Genomic DNA, 3029 nt, shown 5'->3' on the forward strand with positions numbered 1-3029 from the left:
TCGAGACCTTGGCTCGAAATCTAGTGATGAGACTCCGGAAGGAGGCTGCTCACGTCCGCACTACAAAATATGAAGACCCGCTTAAATTAAATTTTCGACACGAAGAGAGGAGTTTTTAGAGGTGCCCGGAAGTGATTGGTCATCGTGAAGCTTTTGAATTTGTTCAATCCTTGGTTTCGGATGAGATTGCACTAACGGAAAATGTCATTCAGGATATACATTATCTGGTTCTCTCTGATAAAAAAGAGGACCGAGGCATTTACCGTCGAGTACCCGTTCAAATTATTGGAGCAAGTAATGAACCTGCGCAGCCCTATATGATTCGTCCTCTTATGGAAGCATTATTATTGGATTATCAGAAATCGAATGAGCCCATTGTCAGCAAATTGGCACGTTTTCATATTGAGTTTGAGAGCATACATCCTTTTATTGATGGAAATGGTCGTACTGGTCGCTTATTGGTGAATTTAGAATTAATGAAAGCAGGCTATCCACCAATTGATATTAAATTTAGTGATCGTTTAAAGTATTACCAAGCCTTTGAAGACTATCATCTAAAAGGGAGTTTGTCGACAATGGAAGATTTGTTTGCTGGTTATTTAAACGAGAGACTGGATCGATACATTAAAATTTTAGAGATGGCTGAATCTTCCTCTAACTAAAAAAATCCTCAGGCTTCAAAAAAGCTTTAGGATTTTTAAGGTTATTCTGATTTGATTTCAATCTTTTTGATGGTCACAGCTTCGGTAGGTTTATCCTTGTCATCGGTTTCCACTGCTGCGATTTTATCAACGATGTCCATGCCTTCTGTGACTTGACCGAAGACGGTATAAGAGCCGTCGAGGCTGGGATTCCCGCCGTTTTTGTAGGCTTGGATGATTTTACTGTGGTAGGTTGTTGGATCTAGTCTGCTGGAGATGTCTTGGGTATTTTGATTGATAAAGAATTGGCTGCCGTTGGTATCGGGGCCAGCATTGGCCATGGAGACAGCACCTCGGAGGTTGTAGAGATAGGGACTGATTTCATTGGCGAAGCCTGTACCAGGGTCTTTTTCACGGTCCTTGCCAGCCCAGATGGATTCCCCTCCGCTACCATCTCCATTGGGATCACCGGTTTGGATCATGAAGTCTTTGATGACCCGGTGGAAGGTGAGGCCGTCATAGTAACCATCTTTGGCATGAGTTAGAAAGTTCTCGACTGCTAATGGTGCATACTCGGGGAAGAGCTTCATGGTGATGTCCCCCTGGCTGGTTTTCAGGGTAACCACGGCTTCATTTTTAGCAGCTTTGTTAGTGAGCTGTGGGAAGTCTGCATCTGGATTCTTAAGAACTTCTTGTAGTTGGGCACTCAAACTCAATTCTTGTTTGGGTTGATTATTATAGATGATGAATGCTAGGGCTGCTGCACTGATAACCAGGAGAGCAGTGATTAGTTTTTTCATGCGCTGGATTCCTTTCATGTTCTTTGCCCATTATAGCGAATACAGGGTATAGTTTCAAGCTTTTTGAGGTCTATCTGTGGTATACTAAGGTGGAATGGAGGATTATATGATGCCCGAGTTTATCACTTTAAAAAAGACAAAAGATAGCTAAACCCTTGGGGGACAAGGAGTTTGGCTATCTTTTTTAATTATTTTCGTGTTGTATATGAACCTCTAGCATAATTTCTTAATTCCTCGAACTTCACAACTCCCTTTGTCCAGTCAATTCCAAGAAGCTTATTTAACTCCTGCATATCCGGACTCTCTTGAAGTCTGTAGTAATCATCTTGTAAACGGGTTGCTTTGGCACTATTCAAGGCCCGAATCATTCTTTCTGGACTCATTGCCCAGTCTGTTCTGTATTGAAGTAACCGAATGAAAATTAGGGCTATAAAACAAGTTAAGAAGTGGGCTTCTATGTGTTCCTCCGTCCAGACATAAACTGGTCGACTCTCTAATTCGGTCTTCGTGACCCTAAAGCAATGTTCGATTTTCCCGAGCTGCTTGTAGGAATCAAGAATGGCTTCGTCCGACATCTCTGTCTCACTGGTGACAATCACATTGATTCCATCAAACTGAGCATCAAAATCGACCTGTTCTTGGTCAATTCTAATCAGTGGAGAGAAAGGCTTAATTTCACCTGTTTCCTCATCGACATAGGATAAATCAAGATATTTCTTACCACCCTTCTTACTCGTCTGACGAAAAAGTTCCGCATTGGTTAATTTACTGGCGTATTCAAGAGCACCGTCTCTACGAATTTGTTCGCGCTTCGCATATTTTTCATTCCAGGTTATCAAAACTTTTTCTTTAACGACTGGAGAGTTCTTGCCTGTACCTAGCCTGCGTTCTCGAATATAAGATTTCTTAGCGAATGTGGCTTCCGCATTAAAGTGCCAGTCCTCTGAATTTAAAATCTGTTCTTGGATATCCTTTGGAGCCCCTCTTTTTCCACGATGTTTCTGTGAGAAGAGCCAGCCGTCCCCTTGCTCTAACATGGCAGAAACATTGGTTTTACTATTCATGGCCTTATCCGCTACAACGACAATTCTCTCAATTCCAAATTGTTTTTTCACTTCCTCAACTGCTGGGAGATAGGTGACTGGATCTGTTTGATTTCCCCGAAAGAGCTTGTAGCTAATGGGAATGCCGTTTGTATCCATAAAGAGACCTAGTTGAACGATTGGCTTAGGTCGATGTTCTTTGCTTGGACCTCGTCTACGCAGGCCAACCTTGAGAACCTCCCCAACTTCAGAGATTTCTTCTTCGTCAGGAATATCGGTTTCAAAATAGTAGTTAGTCACATCGTAAAATACAAAGCGTCCTTCCCGATTGGTTAGGCGACTGATTTCTTGATGAAGATGGAGTTGGATATCCTCCTTAATATCGTTTAACTTATCAAGTAGGCGATAAACTGCATTTACCCGAATTATTCATACCCTGAATATCTTTGCGTAACTATCAAAAAAATCATCAGAAACAAGCAATAAACAATTGCAATTCTGATGATTTTTATGAACGATCAAGCTTTTCTATAAATAAAGATGGG

1 protein-coding gene and 2 pseudogenes are annotated in these 3029 nt (G+C 41.6%); 1 reads left to right on the forward strand and 2 read right to left on the reverse strand.

Going from position 1 to position 3029, the window contains the following annotated elements; all coding sequences use genetic code 11:
- Window positions 1–128: 128 nt before the first annotated feature.
- A pseudogene (locus I2503_RS09125) lies at window positions 129–662 on the forward strand (Fic family protein); the annotation flags it as partial.
- Window positions 663–703: 41 nt separating this feature from the next.
- Here I2503_RS09125 and I2503_RS09130 read toward each other — a convergent pair.
- Entirely contained in the window at window positions 704–1441 is a 738-nt protein-coding gene (locus I2503_RS09130) for a peptidylprolyl isomerase (RefSeq protein WP_196967754.1), read from the reverse strand.
- Window positions 1442–1629: 188 nt separating this feature from the next.
- A pseudogene (locus I2503_RS09135) lies at window positions 1630–2910 on the reverse strand (IS1634 family transposase); the annotation flags it as partial.
- Window positions 2911–3029: the final 119 nt, after the last annotated feature.

The sequence above is a fragment of the Streptococcus sp. NLN64 genome, from assembly GCF_015831295.1.
Taxonomy (GTDB): Bacteria; Bacillota; Bacilli; order Lactobacillales; family Streptococcaceae; genus Streptococcus.

Coding starts and splice junctions, on each gene's coding strand:
- I2503_RS09130 (WP_196967754.1), bottom strand. CDS start 1,441: ATGAAAAAACTAATCACTGCTCTCCTGGTTATCAGTGCAGCAGCCCTA.